The sequence below is a fragment of the Streptomyces sp. NPDC026538 genome (assembly GCF_055567535.1).
Window position 1 is genome coordinate 1,380,737 of sequence record NZ_JBVHQG010000002.1, and the last position, 17,729, is coordinate 1,398,465.

Genomic DNA, 17,729 nt, shown 5'->3' on the forward strand with positions numbered 1-17,729 from the left:
GTCGTGTTCACTCAGGGCTGCAAACATCAAAACCCCCCGTTCTGTTCCGTATCCTGTGTCCGCTCATTCCCGGTCTGTTCGCTCGCAAGCTCCCTCAGAAGCAGTGCGAGCACGCTCCGTACACTCTCTCTACGAATTTCCGCACGGTCGCCGTTCAACCGCAGGGCCTCCACTTTTCCGCCAGCGGCAGAACCGGAACCTGCTGCGAAGGGGCCGTCGACGGCGACGAAAACCGTGCCGACCGGACGGCCGTCCTGCGGTTCGGGGCCGGCGACCCCGGTGGTCGCAAGGCCCCAGTCGGCGCCCAGCGCCTGTCGCACTCCGGCCGCCATCTGGGCCGCGACCTGCGGATCCACCGCGCCCTGCTGGGCCAGCAGAGTGGCGTCCACACCCAGCACGTCGTGCTTGAGCTCGGTGGCGTAGGCGGTGACCGAACCCCGGAACGCCTTGGACGCCCCAGGGACCGTGGTGATCTCCGCCGCTACCAGGCCGCCGGTCAGCGACTCGGCGACAGCCAGGGTCTGGCCCCTCACCGTCAGTAGTCGCACCAGTTCGGCGGCCGTGGAATTCACGCTTCCGTCTCCTCCAACGCCGCTGCGCGCTCGGCGATTCCCTGCCGCCGCAGCACAATGGCCTGTCTCACATAGTCGAGGCCCGTCAGGACCGTCAGCACGACGGCCGCGGCCATCACCCAGAACCTCAGCGTTGCCAGCCACCCCGTCAGTGCCAGCACGTACATCCCCACGGCCACGCCCTGGGTGAGGGTCTTGAGCTTGCCGCCGCGGCTGGCCGGGATCACGCCGTAGCGGATGACCAGGAAACGCAGCAGGGTGATCCCGAGTTCCCGGCCGAGGATTACGACCGTCACCCACCAGGGCAGATCGCCGAGCGAGGAGAGACAGATCAGCGCCGCCCCCATGATCGCCTTGTCGGCGATGGGGTCGGCGATCTTCCCGAAGTCGGTGACCAGGTCGTAGGTGCGCGCCAGATGGCCGTCGAACAGGTCGGTGATCATGGCGATGGCGAAGGCGGCCCAGGCTAGCGAGCGCCAGGCCGGGTCGTATCCGCCGCCGGCCAGCATCAGGGCGACGAAGCCGGGGACCAGGACCAGCCGGAGCATGGTCAGCAGATTGGCGACGTTCCACAGGCTGGCCTGGTTGACGGCGGCGGCGGCGATCTTCCCGCCCCGCACGGGCCGCTCGCCGTCACGGGAACCGGAATCGGACCCCTCGACGCCGACGCTCGGGGCACCAACGTGCTCGGCGCCCGAGGAACCCGTGTCACCGACGTTCTCGACACCGGCGCCCCCGACACCGGCGTTCCGCGGACCGGCATTCTCGACACCGGCGTTCTGCGGACCGGAGAGATCAGGAGCGGAGAGATCCGGAGCGGCACCGGAGGTGGCGGCGGAGCCCGGGACGGCGCCCTGTGCGCCGGAGGAGCCGCCCGCGGCGGACGCCGGGACTCCGGTCATCTGCCGGCCTCCTCACTCCACGCGGGCGAGCCCTGCAGCGGCTCGGCAACCAGGTCGACACCCTCGGTACCGACCACCTTCGCCTCGACGATACGGCCGACGCGCAGTCCTGCGCCGCTCGTGAGCAGCACCTGCCCGTCCGTCTCCGGCGCCTGGTGGGCCGCCCGGCCAAAGACGCCGTCCTCGTCGTCGACGGATTCCACGAGGACGTGCACGGTCTCGCCGACGCGCTCCTCGGCCCGCTGCGAGACGAGTTCCTCGGCGAGCCGGGAGACCCGCGCGAGCCGCTCGGCGACAAGGTCCTCGTCCAGCTTGTTCTCGTACGTGGCGGCCTCGGTGCCCTCCTCGTCGGAGTACCCGAAGACGCCGATCGCGTCGAGCCGCGCGCCGTTCAGGAAACGCTCCAGCTCGGCCAGGTCGGACGCGGACTCGCCGGGGAAGCCGACGATGAAGTTGGAGCGGACGCCGGCCTGCGGTGCCTTGGACCTGATGGTGTCGAGCAGTTCCAGGAAGCGGTCGGTGTCGCCGAAGCGGCGCATGGCCCGCAGCACGCCGGGGGCGGAGTGCTGGAAGGACAGGTCGAAGTACGGGACGACGTTCGGAGTGGAGGTGAGGACGTCGATCAGGCCGGGGCGCATCTCGGCCGGCTGGAGGTAGCTGACGCGCACCCGCTCGATGCCGTCGACCTCGGCCAGCTCCGGCAGCAGGGACTCGAGAAGGCGGATGTCGCCGAGGTCCTTGCCGTAGGAGGTGTTGTTCTCGGAGACCAGCATGACCTCCTTCACACCCTGCTCGGCCAGCCAGCGGGTCTCGTTCAGCACGTCGCTGGGGCGGCGTGAGATGAAGGAGCCGCGGAAGGAGGGGATGGCGCAGAAGGAGCAGCGCCGGTCGCAGCCGGAGGCGAGCTTGACCGAGGCGACCGGGGCGCCGTCCAGCCGGCGGCGCAGGGGTGCGCGCGGGCCGGAGGCGGGCGCAAGGCCCTCCGGGAGGTCGGACGGGCCGTGCCCGGGCAGTGCCACCGAGGCGGCCGAGTCCTGCCGCTCGGCCGGGCTGATGGGAAGCAGCTTGCGCCGGTCACGCGGGGTGTGCGAGGCGTGGATGCCGCCGTTGAGGATGGTCTGGAGGCGGTCGGAGATGTCGGCGTAGTCGTCGAAGCCGAGCACGCCGTCCGCCTCGGGCAGCGCCTCGGCGAGTTCCTTGCCGTACCGCTCGGCCATGCAGCCCACCGCCACGACGGCCTGGGTTCTGCCGTGCCCCTTGAGATCGTTGGCCTCGAGGAGGGCGTCGACGGAGTCCTTCTTGGCGGCCTCGACGAATCCACAGGTGTTGACCACGGCGACATCCGCGTTCTCGGCGTCCTCGACGAGCTGCCAGCCGTCCGCCTCCAAACGGCCTGCGAGCTCCTCCGAGTCCACCTCGTTACGGGCGCAGCCGAGAGTGACTAGTGCGACGGTACGGCGTTCAGGCATGGGCTCAAGACTACTTCGTCCCACCGACAGCCCACGTCGAAGGGGCTGGCCGATCATGGCCAACCCCTTGGGTACGTGCTCGATCCGAACGATTATCCGACTTCCGGGTCGCCCTTGGTGTAGGTCAGGCGCTCCACGGCTCCGGGCCGGAACTGGTCCTCGATCTTCTTGCCGTTGACGTAGAGCTGGATGGCCCCGGCGTCACCGAGGATCAGGTTGATCTTGGAACTGTCCTGGAAGGTCTTGGACTCGCCCTTCTTCAAAAGCCCGTCGAACAGCATCCGGCCGTTGTGGTCCTTGGCCGAGATCCAGCTGCGTCCGTCCACCGCGCTGACCTGGACGGTGACCTTGTCCTGGGGTGCGGCGGCGATCGCGCTGTCGGAGGGCTCCGGGGTCTTGCCGGGCTTGCTTTCCTTCGGGGTCGGCGAGGCCGGTTTGCTGGTCGTCGGGGTGGCTCCCTCGGCGACCGACTGCTTGGCGTCGTCACCGCCGCCGCCCTTGAAGGCGGTGAAGCCGACGAATCCGATCACGACGACGATCGCGGCGACCATGGCCGCCGTCCAGTTGGGTCCTCGGCGCTCGGGGCGGATACGTTCCGCCTCGAACAGCGGGGCGGCGGGCGTCGGCGCGGGCCGCCCACCACCGTGTTCGGCCGCGAACTGCGCCAGCAGCGGTTCGGGGTCGAGGCCGACGGCCTTGGCGAGGGTCCTGATGTGCCCGCGGGCGTAGACGTCGCCGCCGCAGGGGGCGAAGTCGTCGGCCTCGATGGCGTGCACGATGGCGATGCGGACCCGGGTGCTCCCGCTGATCTCGTCGACGGTCAGCCCGGCGGCGATGCGGGCCTGCTTGAGGGCTCGGCCTACGGAGGGGCGGTTTTCCTCGGACACGTCTGGGAACGGACGCTCGTCTTCAGGGGAGTTGCTGCCGATGGACACGGGGGCGCCTTTCGAGCGTGTAGCCACCTGTGCTGGAAGTTCAGTCTATGGGGGGTACGAAAGGGTGGGGCAACCGGGCGGTGGGACTTTGTACGCCATCGGTATGGCCCGGCATCCCGATGACGGGTCAGGCGTGCGCCCCAGGGTGGGGTACATACCTTTCCTCTCGCTCAACTTGACGTACGTCAAAGGGAAACGGTTGCCCGACGGTCTCTAACGGGTGGATCACGACATGCCTCCACCCGGCCTACAGGCGCCCGAAGCCCTTAAACAGACCTACCCCTCAGACTCCCCACGGATCACAGCAAGCACTCCGTCCAGCTCATCGGGTTTCACCAGAACGTCGCGCGCCTTGGACCCTTCGCTGGGCCCGACCACCCCGCGCGACTCCATGAGGTCCATGAGCCGGCCCGCCTTGGCGAAGCCCACCCGCAGCTTGCGCTGGAGCATGGAGGTGGAGCCGAACTGCGTGGAGACGACCAGCTCGGCGGCCTGGCACAGCAGGTCGAGGTCGTCGCCGATGTCCTCGTCGATCTCCTTCTTCTGCTTGGTGCCCACGGTGACGTCGTCCCGGAAGACCGGCGCCATCTGGTCCTTGCAGTGCTGGACGATCACCGCGACCTCTTCTTCGGTGACGAACGCGCCCTGCATACGGGTCGGCTTGTTCGCCCCCATCGGCAGGAAGAGCCCATCGCCCTTGCCGATGAGTTTCTCGGCGCCGGGCTGGTCGAGGATGACGCGGCTGTCGGCGAGCGAGGAGGTGGCGAAGGCGAGCCGGGAGGGCACGTTCGCCTTGATGAGGCCGGTGACCACGTCGACCGACGGGCGCTGGGTGGCGAGCACCAGGTGGATGCCGGCCGCCCGCGCCAGCTGCGTGATGCGCACGATCGAGTCCTCGACGTCCCGGGGCGCGACCATCATCAGGTCGGCGAGCTCGTCGACGATCACCAGGAGATACGGATAGGTCTTGAGCTCCCGCTCGCTGCCCTCCGGCGTCTTCAGCTTGCCGTCACGGATGGCCTGGTTGAAGTCGTCGATGTGCCGGTAGCCGAACGCCGCCAGGTCGTCGTAGCGCAGGTCCATCTCGCGTACGACCCACTGCAGCGCCTCGGCGGCCCGCTTCGGGTTGGTGATGATCGGCGTGATCAGGTGTGGGATGCCCTCGTAGGCGGTCAGCTCGACCCGCTTGGGGTCGACCAGGACCATCCGGACGTCCTCCGGGGTCGCCCGCATCATGACCGAGGTGATCAGGCAGTTGATGCAGGACGACTTGCCGGAGCCGGTGGCGCCGGCGACGAGCATGTGCGGCATCTTCGCCAGCGAGTGCATGACGTAGCCGCCCTCGACGTCCTTGCCGAAGGCGACCAGCATCGGGTCGTCGTCCTCGGCGGACTCGGCGAGCCGCAGCACGTCACCGAGGTTGACCATCTCCCGGTCGGTGTTGGGGATCTCGATGCCGACCGCGGACTTGCCGGGGATCGGGCTGATGATCCGCACGTCCGGGCTGGCGACGGCGTACGCGATGTTCTTGGTGAGGGCGGTGATCCGCTCGACCTTGACGGCGGGGCCGAGCTCGATCTCGTACCGGGTGACCGTCGGGCCGCGGGTGAAGCCGGTGACACGCGCGTCGACCTTGAACTCGGAGAAGACGTTGGAGAGCGAGGCGACGACCTTGTCGTTGGCCTCGCTGCGCGACTTGCCCGGGCCGCCCCGGGTGAGCAGGTCCAGGGAGGGCAGCGAGTAGGTGATGTCGCCGGAGAGCTGGAGCTGCTCGGCGCGTGGCGGCAGGTCGCGGGGCTTCTCGGGGGCCGGTTTGGTCAGGTCGGCGACGACCGGTTCGACCTTGAGTTTCTCCTGCTTGGGCCGCGCGGCCGGGACCGGAGTCGGGCTGGAGCTCGGACTCGGGCTGGGGGCCGGCACGGGGGTGGGCGTGGTGTCCTCGCGGTCGCCGACACTGACGCCCTGGGTGAGGTCGGCGACGAGCGGAGAGGGCGGCATTCCGTGCATGACCGCCCCGTCGAGCGCGGCGGCGGCCGCCGCGGCGACGTCCACGGCGTCCATCCGACGGCCCATCTCGGGCTGCGGCACGGCGGAGCGCCGCGGGCGGCCCCGGCGCTTGGCGAGGGCCTCCTGCTCGGCGACGTCCGGGTCGTAGTCCTGGGGGGCGCCGGAGCGCCTGCGCGAGCGCGCGGGCAGCGCCTCGCGCCACTGCTCGTCGTAGCGCTCGTCGTCGGTGGGCTCGCCGTACTCGCCGTACTCGCCGGGTTCGGGGTCGTGCAGCAGCCCGAGGCGGATGCCGAGCGCGCGCAGCCGCTGCGGGATGGCGTTCACCGGGGTCGCGGTGACGACGAGCAGCCCGAAGACCGTGAGCAGCGCCAGCAGCGGTACGGCGAGGACCTCGGTCATGGTGTACGTCAGGGGGGTCGCCGCCGCCCAGCCGATGAGGCCGCCGGCGTCCCTTATGCCCTGCATGCCGTCGCTGCGCGCGGGCGAGCCGCAGGCGATGTGGACCTGGCCGAGCACGCCGATGACGAGCGCGGACAGGCCGATCACGATCCGGCCGTTGGCCTCCGGCTGCTCGGGGTGGCGCATGAACCGTACGGCGATCACCGCGAGCAGTATCGGCACCAGCAGGTCGAGGCGGCCGAAGGCGCCGGTGACCAGGATCTCCACCAGGTCGCCGACCGGGCCGCGCAGGTCGGCCCAGGTGCCGGCGGCGACGATCAGGGCGATACCCAGCAGGAGCAGCGCGACGCCGTCCTTGCGGTGGGCCGGGTCCAGGTTCTTGGCTCCCTGTCCTATGCCGCGGAAGACGGCGCCGACGGCGTGCGCGAGGCCGAGCCAGAGGGCGCGCACCAGGCGGTAGACGCCCCCGGTCGGGCTGGGCGCCGGCCTGGGCGCCGGCGCGGCCTTCTTCGCGGCGGCCCTCTTGGCGGGCGCCTTCTTGGCCGGGGCTTTCTTCGCGGCGGCCCTTTTCGCCGGCGCCTTCGAGGGAGCGGCCTTCTTGGGGGGCTGCTTCTTGGCTGCCGAGGGACGTGAGGCCATGGGTGTGAGGTTACCGGGGGATGCGACAGGGGACACGTGTGCCCACTGCTTCACCCGTTCGTGTCGCCCTGGTGGGGGCCCGGAACTGACGCACTCTCATGGGCAACTGTGGCCGCCGCCGTGGTCAGTTCTGCGAGGGAAGCGGTGGAGCGCCGCCGCCGGTACCCGGTTCGAGAGCGTCCAGCGCCCGGCGCAGGCCGGTGAGTTTGCGCTCCAGATGGGCGGCCGTGGCCACCGCCGCCGCGTCCGCGGACTCGTCGTCCAGCTGCTTGGACAGCGCCTCGGCCTGCTCCTCGACGGCCGCCAGCCGCGCGGAGAGCTCGGCGAGCAGCCCCGCGGACTCCTTGCCGGCGACCGTACCCTTGCCGCCGCCCTCCAACTGCAGGCGAAGCAGCGCCGCCTGCTCACGGAGCTGGCAGTTCTTCATGTACAGCTCGACGAACACCGAGACCTTGGCGCGCAGCACCCACGGGTCGAACGGCTTGGAGATGTAGTCCACCGCGCCGGCCGCGTAACCCCGGAAGGTGTGGTGCGGGCCGTGGTTGATGGCGGTGAGGAAGATGATCGGGATGTCCCGGGTCCGCTCCCGCCGCTTGATGTGCGCCGCGGTTTCGAAACCGTCCATGCCCGGCATCTGGACGTCCAGCAGAATGACCGCGAAGTCGTCCGTGAGCAGTGCCTTGAGTGCTTCCTCCCCGGACGATGCCCGCACCAGTGTCTGATCGAGCGCAGAGAGGATGGCCTCCAGCGCCAGCAGATTCTCCGGCCGGTCATCGACCAGGAGGATCTTGGCCTTCTGCACCATGGCCCGCCCTCCTCGCCCCGGATGTGCACCGGGCGCCGCCCCAGGGGACGACTCCCTTTCGCCGCCCGTCCTTGTGCCGGTCATGGTAGCCGCACCCCGCCTGTCGCCACACCCTGTCACCGCGATGTCACTGTGCACGTAGCAGAAACGCAGCCGGGGACCAGAAGGTTCCCCCAATCCCGCACTTCTACACGGGTTCGACAACCCTGAGTCAGCAACTCCCCGTGCACACGGAAGGTTCCCGAAACGTTCACATCACACCCGCCCGTTCCGGTCACTCCTCGCGCATCCACTTCTCCATCACCGCCAGCAGGTGATCGGGGTCGACCGGCTTGGTGACATAGTCGGAAGCTCCGGACTCGATCGCCTTCTCGCGGTCGCCCTTCATCGCCTTGGCGGTCAGCGCGATGATCGGCAGCCCGGCGAACTGCGGCATCCGACGGATCGCCGTGGTCGTCGCATAGCCGTCCATCTCGGGCATCATGATGTCCATCAGAACGACCGCGACATCGTCGTGCTGCTCCAGGACCTCGATGCCCTCGCGGCCGTTCTCGGCGTACAGCACCGACAGGCCGTGCTGCTCCAGGACGCTGGTGAGCGCGAAGACGTTGCGGATGTCGTCGTCGACGATCAGCACCTTCTCCCCGGTGAACCGTACGCCCCGGCGCGGCGCCGGAGCCATCGCCTCCTGCTCGGCCAGCACCGGCCACGACTCGGCGATCTGCGGGGTGGCCCGGCGGCGGCGCCGGAAGAGCGCCGCGGCGCCGTTCTGGGTCTCCTGGTACGACTTCACCTCGGCCGGCGTCTCGATCTCCACACCGGACAGCTCCGAGCCGTGGTTCTGCGACGCGACCAGGTCCCCGGCCTCCAGCGCCGGCACGGACTGCTGGTAGCCCTGCGGCGGCAGTTCGCTGGGGTGCAGCGGCAGGTACAGCGTGAACGTCGAGCCACGGCCCGGTTCGCTCTGCGCGTGGATCTCACCGCCCAGCAGCTGCGCGATCTCCCGCGAGATCGACAGACCGAGCCCCGTACCGCCGTACTTGCGGCTGGTCGTGCCGTCGGCCTGCTTGAACGCCTCGAAGATGACCCGCATCTTGCTGGCCGCGATGCCGATCCCGGTGTCGGTGACCGAGAACGCGATCAGCGGCGCGTCCGGATCGCTGAGCGAGCCGGCCTCCAGGAGCTGCTCCCTGATCCCCACCGGCACATCGCCGCTCGCCGGCCGGATCACCAGCTCCACCGAGCCGGAGTCGGTGAACTTCACCGCGTTGGACAGCAGGTTGCGCAGCACCTGAAGGAGCCGCTGTTCGTCGGTGTGCAGGGTGGCGGGCAGCTCCGGGGAGACCCGTACCGACAGGTCGAGGCCCTTCTCCGCGGTCAGCGGCCGGAAGGTGGCCTCCACGTAGTCCACCAGCTGGACCAGCGCGATACGCGTCGGGGAGACGTCCATCTTGCCCGCCTCGACCTTCGACAGGTCGAGGATGTCGTTGATCAGCTGAAGCAGGTCGGATCCCGCGCCGTGGATGGTCTCGGCGAACTCCACCTGCTTCGGGGAGAGGTTGCCCTCGGCGTTGTCGGCGAGCAGCTTGGCCAGGATCAGCAGCGAGTTGAGCGGGGTGCGCAGCTCGTGCGACATGTTGGCGAGGAACTCGCTCTTGTAGCGCATGGAGACGGCGAGTTGCTCGGCACGCTCCTCCAGGACCTGCCTGGCCTCCTCGATCTCGGTGTTCTTCACCTCGATGTCGCGGTTCTGCTGGGCCAGCAGCTCGGCCTTCTCCTCCAGTTCGGCATTGGACGCCTGAAGGGCCTTCTGCCGGTTCTCCAGCTCCGCCGACCGCTCCCGCAGCTGCTCGGTCAGCTCCTGCGACTGCTTCAGCAGCACCTCGGTCTTGGTGTTGACGGAGATGGTGTTGACGCTGGTCGCGATCATCTCGGCGATCTGGTTGAGGAAGTCCTTCTGGATCTGCGTGAACGGCGTGAAGGACGCCAGCTCGATCACCCCGAGGACATTGCCCTCGAACAGCACCGGAAGCACGATCACCTGCGCCGGCGGGGCCTCCCCGAGCCCGGAGGAGATCTTCAGGTAGCCGGTGGGCGCCTTCTCCACCAGGATCGTGCGCTTCTCCTGGGCGGCCGTGCCGATCAGCGCCTCACCGGGCCGGAACGACGTCGGCATGGAGCCCATCGAGTAGCCGTACGACCCCTGCATGCGCAGCTCGTAGGCCTCCTCGGTCTCCGCGCTCAGGTCCTTGCCGTCGACCAGGGGCATCGCCAGGAAGAACGCGCCGTGCTGCGCGGTGACCACCGGCGTCAGCTCGCTCATGATCAGCGAGGCCACGTCCGCCAGGTCGCGGCGGCCCTGCATCAGCGCCGAGATACGCGCCAGGTTGCCCTTGAGCCAGTCCTGCTCCTGGTTGGCGACCGTGGTGTCGCGCAGGTTGGCGATCATCTTGTTGATGTAGTCCTGGAGTTCCTGGATCTCGCCGGAGGCGTCCACGTCGATCTTCAGGTTCAGGTCGCCGCGGGTCACCGCGGTCGCCACGCGCGCGATGGCACGCACCTGCCGGGTCAGGTTCCCGGCCATCTCGTTCACCGACTCGGTGAGGTCCCGCCAGGTGCCGTCGACGTCACGCACGCGTGCCTGACCGCCCAGCTGCCCCTCGGTGCCCACCTCGCGGGCCACCCGGGTGACCTCCTCGGCGAAGCTGGACAGCTGGTCGACCATCGTGTTGATGGTCGTCTTGAGTTCGAGGATCTCGCCGCGGGCGTCGATGTCGATCTTCTTGGTCAGGTCGCCCTTGGCGATGGCCGTGGTGACCATCGCGATGTTGCGCACCTGGCCGGTCAGGTTGGACGCCATCCCGTTCACCGATTCGGTGAGGTCCTTCCACGTACCCGCCACACCCGGCACGTGCGCCTGACCGCCCAGAATGCCGTCCGTGCCCACCTCACGGGCCACCTTGGTGACCTGGTCGGCGAACGAACTCAGCGTCTTGACCATCGTGTTGATGGTGTCGGCGAGCTGGGCCACCTCACCGCTCGCCTCGATGGTCACCTGCCGGGTCAGGTCGCCGTTGGCGACCGCCGCCGACACCTGGGAGATGTTCCGCACCTGCATGGTCAGGTTGTTGGCCATCAGGTTCACGTTGTTGCTGAGGTCCTTCCAGATGCCCGTGACACCCGGCACGTGCGCCTGACCGCCCAGGATGCCCTCGGTGCCCACCTCACGGGCCACCCGGGTCACCTGCTCGGCGAAGCTGGACAGCTGGTCGACCATCGTGTTGACCGTCGTGACGAGTTCGAGGATCTCGCCCTTCGCGTCAACGGTGATCTTCTTCGACAGGTCGCCCTTGGCGACCGCCGTCGTGACCTCGGCGATGTTGCGGACCTGGATGGTCAGGTTGTTCGCCATGAAGTTCACGGACTGGGTGAGGTCCTTCCAGGTGCCCGCCACCCCCTGCACCTCGGCCTGGCCGCCCAGGATGCCCTCGGTGCCCACCTCGCGCGCCACGCGCGTGACCTCCTGGGCGAACGACGACAGCTGGTCGACCATCGTGTTCAGGGTGTTCTTCAGTTCCTGGATCTCACCGCGCGCGTCCACGGTGATCTTCTGGGAGAGGTCACCCCGGGCCACCGCGGTCGCCACCTGGGCGATGTTGCGCACCTGGGCGGTGAGGTTGCCGGCCATGCCGTTCACCGAGTCCGTCAGGTCCCGCCACACCCCGGCCACACCGGGCACCTGTGCCTGACCGCCGAGCCGGCCCTCCGTACCCACCTCGCGGGCCACCTTGGTGACCTGGTCGGCGAAGGCGGAGAGCTGATCGACCATCGTGTTGATCGTGCTCTTGAGCTCGAGGATCTCGCCGCGCGCGTCGACGTCGATCTTCTGGGACAGGTCGCCCCGCGCCACCGCCGTCGTCACCTGGGCGATCTGCCGTACCTGCGAGGTGAGGTTGCCGGCCATGAAGTTGACGGAGTCCGTGAGCTCCTTCCAGGTGCCCGAGACGCCGTCCACGCGGGCCTGACCGCCGAGGCGGCCCTCCGTGCCCACGTCCCTCGCCATCCGCGTCACCTGGTCGGCGAAGCTGGAGAGCTGGTCCACCATCGTGTTCACGGTGTTCTTCAGCTGGAGCATCTCACCGGAGACGTCGACCGTGACCTTCTGCGAGAGGTCGCCGTTGGCCACCGCCGTCGTCACCTGGGCGATGTTGCGCACCTGGCCGGTGAGGTTGCGGAAAGCGGTGTTGACGGAGTCGGTCAGGTCCTTCCAGGTGCCGGCGGCCCCGGCCACCTGGGCCTGGCCGCCCAGTTCACCCTCGACACCGATCTCCCGGGCCACGCGGGTGACCTCGGCACCGAACGACGACAGCTGGTCGACCATGCCATTGACGGTGTTCTTCAGCTCCAGCATCTCGCCGGCCACGTCCACGGTGACCTTCTGCGACAGGTCACCGTTGGCCACCGCCGTGGTCACCGCGGCGATGTCCCGCACCTGCGTGGTCAGGTTCCGGAAGACCGTGTTGACGGAGTCCGTCAGGTCCTTCCAGGTGCCCGCCGCGCCCGGCACGTTCGCCTGCCCGCCGAGCTGCCCCTCGGCACCGACCTCGTTGGCCACGCGCGTGACCTCGTCCGCGAAGATCCGCAGCGTCTCGGTCATCTGGTTGATCGTCTCGGCGAGCTGCGCGACCTCACCGCGGGCCGGGACGGTCACCTTGCGCGACAGGTCACCGCTGGCGACCGCGGTGGTCACCTCGGAGATCCCGCGCACCTGGGCGGTCAGATTGCCCGCCATGGTGTTGACGGAGTCGGTGAGTTCCTTCCACGTGCCGGCGACCCCGGGCACGTGCGCCTGGCCGCCCAGGATGCCGTCCGTGCCCACCTCACGGGCGACTCGGGTCACCTCGGAGGAGAAGGCCGACAGCTGGTCCACCATCGTGTTGACGGTTTCCTTCAGCTCCAGCATCTCGCCGGCCACCTGAACCGTGACCTTCCGGGACAGATCACCCTTGGCGACCGCGGTCGTCACCAGCGCGATGTCCCGCACCTGGGCCGTCAGCCGGTACGCCATCGTGTTGACCGAGTCCGTGAGATCCCGCCACGAACCGGACATACCACGCACCCGGGCCTGCCCGCCCAGCTTGCCCTCGGTACCCACCTCGCTGGCCACCCGCGTGACCTCGTCGGTGAACGTCGACAACTGGTCCACCAGGTTGTTGACGGTCCGGCCGACCTTCAGGAACTCACCGCGCAGCGGGTGCCCGGCCCCGTCCACCGACGGCGACCGCAGATCCATCCGCGGCGACAGGTCACCCTCGGCCACCGCCGTCAGGACCCGGCCCACCTCGGAGACCGGCCGCACGAGGTCGTCGACAAGGGCGTTGGAGTTGTCCACGGCGGTCGCCCAGGAGCCTTCACAGGCACCCGTCTCCAGCCGTTCCGTGAGTTTTCCCTCACGTCCGACGACCCGCCGCACCCGTGAAAGCTCACCCGTGAGGTGGAGATTACGGTCGGCGACCTCGTTGAAGACCGCCGCGATCTCCGACATCACGCCGTCACCGGACACCGTGAGCCGCTTGCGGAAGTTCCCGTCGCGCATCGCCTCGAGAGCCACCAGCAGCCGGTTCAGGGCGGCCGTGTCCACCGCCGTGGTCCCGTCACCGCCCCGCTGCCTGCTCAGGGACGGTCCGCCTTTCGCGCGCGCCTTAGTGCCCCGCGCCGCTGCGCCAGACTCCACTGTGTCCCTCCCGCAGGGGTCGACCGTTACCACTGTGCCCGTACCACTGTGCTCGGATGCCGCCGTAGTCGGCGTACCGCCTACCCCGGCGTATCCGTTACTGCCGCGTACCCGTTACTACTGCGTATTTCTGCCAGATCGGATCCGGCCACACCAGGGGCTGCTGCCCGCCGTACACGCAACGCACTCAGCCTGCCCGTACCTTCATCAGAAGCTTGCCCAGTGTTTCACCCTGTCCGAACCAGGCCATAACAGTTCGGCAGCTTCGCACATCGTCCGCACACCCTGGGGCGTAAACACTGGCGACCGGCATCCGCTCGGACGGCGAAGGTAAGTAACCTTGCATGCGGCTGTCCAGCCGCGCCGATTTGTTCGGCCTGGGCGGTGGCACGAGAACGAGCGGGCATTCGGAGGGGCGGCCGCAGACCATGACCACCGGAGTGATCCCCGGGGGACACACCCCGGAGCCACGGCCCACGGGCGAGCGGATGCCGCAGCAGCGGTACGAGCCGGCCGGCCAGGGAAGCCCGCATGTCGAGAACCGGTCGAGGAGTTCTGTGATCACCGCGCGCGCGGCCGCCAGCTTCGAGCCCGTCGGGCGATCGGTCGCGACCGCCCGCGCCTTCGTCCGCGACACGCTCCAGGGCTGGGGCTTCGCGGACGTCGTCGACGACGCCGTGGTCCTCACCAGCGAACTGGTGACCAACGCGGTGGTGCACGCGGGCACCCACGCCGACGTCCTGTGCCTGCGCGCGGACGACGGGGTGCGCATCGAGGTCGCCGACCGCTACCCGGAACGCGAGGTCCCGCTCCAGGGTTCCGCCGTCAACATGGGCAGCCCCGACCGCGAGGGCGGCCGCGGCCTTCAGCTCTGCGCGGCCCTCGCCGCCCGCTGGGGTGTCGAGTACACGCCTACGTACAAGAACGTCTGGTTCCAGATCGATCTCCCCGAGCGTCCGGTGGGCACGCGCGCGGCCGGCCCGTCCCTCCCGGCCGACCTGCTGCCCCTCGCGGACGGCCGGGTCCGGGTCGCGGTCGTCCAGATCGACCGCAAGGGCTCCGTCACGGCCTGGAACGAGGACGCCGAGGAACTCTTCGGCCACACCGCCGCCGAGGTCACCGGCAAGCCGCTGACCGACCTCGCCGCCTGGCCGCACACCCCCGGCACCGGCACCGGCGTCGCCGAGGCCCTGCAGCTCTCCCGTTGGGAGGGCAGCTACGGCATCCGGGGCGCCGACGGCCGTGTCACTCCGGTCTACGCCTCGCACCTGAGGGTCCGGGACACCGGCGGCGAGCCCTCCACCGTCTGCCTGCTGGTGCGCGACCACGAACGCGCCGTCCTGCAGACACCGTTGCGCCTGCCCGCCTCCGACGGCGGCGGCGCCCCCGACGGCCAGAGCACCGACCCCTTCGAGGTGTTCATCGGCTCGCCGGCCCCCGACGACCTCGACGGCCTCCTCCAGCGCACGGTCGAGCGCGCCCGCGACATGCTCGACGGCGACTCCGCGTTCCTGCTCCTGGCGACCGACGACGAGACCGAGTTGGAGGTCCGCGCCTCGACAGGGCTGCCGTCCGCCCGTCAGCGCTTCGCGCGCGTGCCCGTCGAAGCCGGCCCCGGCCGCTACGGCTCGGCCCGTATGCCGGCCGTCCACGAGGATCTGACGGCCGTTCCCGGCGCGGTCCCCCTGCTGGGCGGCACCGGCATGCGCTCGGTCGTCACGGTCCCGCTGAAGGTCGAGGGACGGCTGACGGGCTCTCTGGGCGTCGCCGCGGAGGCCCCGAGCAGATACTCCAACGAGGAGGCGCTGCGCCTGCAGTTCGCGGCCGACCGCATCGCCCTCGCCGTCGAGTCGGCCCGCCTGGGCGAACTGGAGCGGCTGCGCCGCGGCTCGCTCAGTTTCCTCGTCGAGGCCTCCGACCTGCTCGCCGGCACCCTGGACCGCGACCAGACCCTCGCCCTGATGGCACAGATGACGGTCCCTACGCTCGCCACCTGGTGCGCGGTCTACACGATCGCCGACCAGGCCTCCGAGCCCTACCTGTCGTACGTCCTGCATGAGGACGAGGAACTCATCGACGGCATCAAGTCGTTGCTCTCCAAGGTGCCCCCGCCGGACCCGGTTCCCACCCCGGGCGCCCGCGTCTGGGCGGCCCCCGGTGAGCACGCCCACCAGGCCGCCCTGCGCAGCTCCATGCGCAGCCTGGGCCTGACCGGCGGCCCCGCCCGCCAGGTCTCCTCCGCCATCGGCCCGACGCTCGCCACCGCCTCCGCCGTGGGCGGGGAGACCGTCGTCCTCCCCCTGGTGGCCCGCAACCGCGTCATCGGCATGCTCACCCTGGGCAAGCCCACCGACGAACACTTCCGTCAGGAAATCCTGGAACTGGCCGAGGACCTGTCCCGCCGGGCCGCCCTCGCCCTGGACAACGCCCGCCTGTACTCGGAGCGCACGGCCATCAGCCAGGCCCTCCAGCGCAGCCTCCTGCCCCCGGGCACCCCGCACATCGAGGGCGTCGAGGTCGAGGTCATCTACCGCGCGGCCGGCGAGGGCAACGAGGTCGGCGGCGACTTCTACGACGTCTTCCCCATCTCCGACGGCACGTACGGCTTCGCCATCGGCGACGTCTGCGGTACGGGTCCCAACGCGGCGGCCGTGACGGGCCTGGCGCGGCACGCGCTCCGGCTCCTGGCCCGGGAGGGTCTCAGCGGCCCCGCGGTCCTGGAGCGCCTCAACTCGGCCATCCTGGACGAGGGCTCCCGCAGCCGCTTCCTGACCCTCCTGTACGGCGAGATGCGCCCGCAGGAGGACGGCAGCGCGGAGATGAAGGTGGTGTGCGCCGGCCATCCGCTGCCGTTGCGCCTGCGCCAGGACGGCACGGTGGAGGCCGCCGCCGAACCCCAGCCGCTGCTCGGCGTCATCGAGGACCTGGAACTCTACGAGCAGACGGTCACCCTCGACCCGGGTGATGTCCTCCTGTGCGTCACGGACGGCGTGACGGAACGCCGGGAAGGCACCCGCATGCTCGGCGACGACGGTCTCGCGGACGTCCTCACGACCTGCACGGGCCTGACGGCGGGCGCGGTCGCCGCACGCATCATGCGCGCGGTGGAGCGCTTCGCGTCCGACGCCCCGTCGGACGACATGGCGATTCTCGCGATGCGGGTCCCCGGCCTTCAGAAGGACTGAGGGCGGGGGCGGAAGAGGACACAAAAAAGTCCCGCCCGAAAGGGCGGGACTTTTCTTGCCGGAGCCCCCAAACGGAATCGAACCGTTGACCTTCTCCTTACCATGGAGACGCTCTGCCGACTGAGCTATAGGGGCCTGTTGCCTTTTCGGAGTTTCCCCCGCCGCAACGGAATAGATCATACCCCGAACAGAGCCGAGTTCCCAACTCGTTCAGAAGGCCGGCTGGAGCAGTCCGCCGAGAGCGTTGCAGGCGGAGACGATCCGCTGCATCTCCCGCTTCGTCAACGAGGCGTCCACGGGCAGCGCCAGCGTCCCGTCGGCCGCCAGCTCGGTCTCCGGCAGCGAGACACAACGCCGGAATTCCGGCAACCGGTGCACGGGCGTCTTCACCGGCACCCGGCAGTCAACTCCCTTGCCCCGCAGGGCCCGCGCGAAGGCGTCCCGGTCGGGCCGGCCGTTCCCCGGCACCCGCACGACGTACTGCTGGTAGGTGTGCCCGTCGCCGCCGTCCGGCGTCCGCACGCCACGCAGCTTCGCATCGAGGTAGGCGGCCCGCTGCCGCCGCTGCGCGATCTCGTCGTACGGCGCCTCGGACTCGCCCTGCTCCAGGACCAGCAGGCCGTGCCGCTGCCCCAGCGCGTGCAACCCCCGGATGTCGGCCCACCGTCCGAATCGGTGTACGACAACCACGGCCGCGGACCGGGCAGTTACCGCCGCTTCCACCGCCGAGACGTCGAGGCAGTAGCTCACCGGATCTATGTCGGCGAACACCGGAAGTGCGCCGGCGAGTGTCACGGCCTCGGCGACTTCCGCGTTCCCGAAGGCCGGCACGATGACCTCGTCGCCGACTCCGACGCCGGCGGCCCTGAGCATTGCAGCAGTACCCATGGCAGCGATGCTCGGCGCGCAACGTGAACTTCGCGTTACGCAAACCAAAAAAGGGCTGGACCCGGAACGGAAGTTCCGGGTCCAGCCCTTTGAATGATTGTTCGGCGGTGTCCTACTCTCCCACAGGGTCCCCCCTGCAGTACCATCGGCGCTGTAAGGCTTAGCTTCCGGGTTCGGAATGTAACCGGGCGTTT

At 69.5% G+C, this 17,729-nt stretch carries 9 protein-coding genes, 1 tRNA gene and 1 rRNA gene; 1 reads left to right on the forward strand and 10 read right to left on the reverse strand.

Features of this window, described 5'->3' with window-relative positions; genetic code table 11:
- Positions 1-26 precede the first annotated feature (26 nt).
- The 7 genes from ACZ4N4_RS13065 to ACZ4N4_RS13095 form a co-directional block, all read right to left on the reverse strand.
- Positions 27-572, reverse strand: a complete 546-nt coding sequence (locus ACZ4N4_RS13065) for a CinA family protein (protein WP_450767159.1) — start codon at positions 570-572, stop codon at positions 27-29.
- Entirely contained in the window at positions 569-1,474 is a 906-nt protein-coding gene (gene pgsA / locus ACZ4N4_RS13070) for a CDP-diacylglycerol--glycerol-3-phosphate 3-phosphatidyltransferase (protein ID WP_467587611.1), read from the reverse strand. The genes ACZ4N4_RS13065 and pgsA overlap by 4 nt, the downstream gene beginning before the upstream one ends.
- A complete protein-coding gene (rimO, locus tag ACZ4N4_RS13075) occupies positions 1,471-2,943 on the reverse strand; it encodes a 30S ribosomal protein S12 methylthiotransferase RimO (RefSeq protein ID WP_453565623.1) in 1,473 nt (490 codons plus the stop codon). The genes pgsA and rimO overlap by 4 nt, the downstream gene beginning before the upstream one ends.
- Before the next feature lie 92 nt (positions 2,944-3,035).
- Positions 3,036-3,878 carry a helix-turn-helix domain-containing protein gene (locus tag ACZ4N4_RS13080; RefSeq protein ID WP_453565621.1) on the reverse strand — a complete coding sequence of 281 codons (843 nt, stop codon included), beginning with the start codon at positions 3,876-3,878 and terminating at the stop codon, positions 3,036-3,038.
- Positions 3,879-4,154: 276 nt separating this feature from the next.
- Positions 4,155-6,923: a DNA translocase FtsK gene (locus ACZ4N4_RS13085; protein WP_467587614.1), complete on the reverse strand. Its 2,769-nt coding sequence runs from the start codon at positions 6,921-6,923 to the stop codon at positions 4,155-4,157.
- Between the two features lie 124 nt (positions 6,924-7,047).
- Positions 7,048-7,728: a response regulator gene (locus ACZ4N4_RS13090; protein WP_453565617.1), complete on the reverse strand. Its 681-nt coding sequence runs from the start codon at positions 7,726-7,728 to the stop codon at positions 7,048-7,050.
- 274 nt (positions 7,729-8,002) lie between these two features.
- Positions 8,003-13,462, reverse strand: a complete 5,460-nt coding sequence (locus tag ACZ4N4_RS13095) for a HAMP domain-containing protein (protein WP_467587617.1) — start codon at positions 13,460-13,462, stop codon at positions 8,003-8,005.
- A 428-nt stretch (positions 13,463-13,890) separates the two neighbouring features.
- On the opposite strand from ACZ4N4_RS13095, the gene ACZ4N4_RS13100 reads away from it, so the two are divergent.
- Positions 13,891-16,647 carry a SpoIIE family protein phosphatase gene (locus ACZ4N4_RS13100; protein WP_467587620.1) on the forward strand — a complete coding sequence of 919 codons (2,757 nt, stop codon included), beginning with the start codon at positions 13,891-13,893 and terminating at the stop codon, positions 16,645-16,647.
- Positions 16,648-16,709: 62 nt separating this feature from the next.
- On the opposite strand, the gene ACZ4N4_RS13105 is transcribed toward ACZ4N4_RS13100, so the two are convergent.
- The 3 genes from ACZ4N4_RS13105 to rrf all read right to left on the reverse strand — a co-directional run.
- Positions 16,710-16,782 (reverse strand) — tRNA-Thr (locus ACZ4N4_RS13105).
- Between the two features lie 75 nt (positions 16,783-16,857).
- Complete coding sequence (locus ACZ4N4_RS13110; RefSeq protein WP_360495831.1) at positions 16,858-17,520, reverse strand: DegT/DnrJ/EryC1/StrS family aminotransferase; 663 nt, start codon at positions 17,518-17,520, stop codon at positions 16,858-16,860.
- A 114-nt stretch (positions 17,521-17,634) separates the two neighbouring features.
- Positions 17,635-17,729 (reverse strand): 5S ribosomal RNA (gene rrf, locus ACZ4N4_RS13115); the annotation flags it as partial.